This window comes from Vibrio sp. D173a (assembly GCF_030248475.1).
Genome location: NZ_JAHGAH010000685.1, coordinates 1 through 814 on the forward strand (window position 1 = coordinate 1; position 814 = coordinate 814).

Consider the following 814-nt stretch of genomic DNA (forward strand, 5'->3'; position numbering starts at 1 on the left):
ACCAGAACAGCAAACGTGATGAGTCAGACAAATCACGTCGTCAGTTTTTGCCATCACTAAGTGCAAGTCGTGTGAAACCATGAACACCGCACAGCCAAAGCGGTGGCGGATGGAGTCGATCAGTTCATAAAGATCAATTTGACCTTGTACATCAACACCTTGTGCTGGCTCATCGAGTACCAGTAAATCTGGGCGACGGAGTAGTGAACGAGCGATTAACACACGTTGGTTCTCACCACCAGATAATTGGTGCATGTTGTTTTTAATCAGGTGCTCGGCGCCGACAAGTTTCAATGATTCAAGAATTTCTTGCTCACTGAATTTACCGGTAAGCTTTAAGAAGCGCTCTACATTTAAAGGGAGAGAGTCATTGAGCTTAAGTTTTTGTGGAACATAGCCAATTTTTAGTTTTTTGTTTTTGGTAATGGTGCCAGAGTATCGGTTTTGCAGTCCTAGTAGCACTTTGACTAGGGTCGATTTACCTGCACCATTTGGGCCTATTAGAGTTGTGATTTGGCCGCGCTCTATATTTAGAGAGATATTGTCTAAAACTTTTCTACCGTCGAACTCAACACTGACGGAATCCAATTGGATTAAGTTATCCATGAATAGAACTCATTTCTATTATCGAGGTAATATGTTACGTTCATCTTTTATACTGACAAGCTTATTATTAATTCCAAGCCTTGCCAGTGCGAGCACCATTCTAACAAGTTTTAAACCTATTCAAATGATTGTTACTGAATTAACGCAAGGCGTCAGTTAACCAGACGCGGTAATGGACAGTAATGCCTCACCTCACGACTACGCTTTA

The 814-nt window shown here is 41.6% G+C and carries 1 protein-coding gene and 1 pseudogene; one reads left to right on the top strand and one right to left on the bottom strand.

Annotated elements, in window-relative coordinates; all coding sequences use genetic code 11:
• The coding region (locus KIV40_RS28500) for an ATP-binding cassette domain-containing protein (protein ID WP_285352582.1) at nucleotides 1–606 on the bottom strand (606 nt) is incomplete at its 3' end.
• 31 nt (nucleotides 607–637) lie between these two features.
• Here KIV40_RS28500 and KIV40_RS28505 point away from each other — a divergent pair.
• Nucleotides 638–763: pseudogene (locus KIV40_RS28505) on the top strand (zinc ABC transporter substrate-binding protein); the annotation flags it as partial.
• Nucleotides 764–814: the final 51 nt, after the last annotated feature.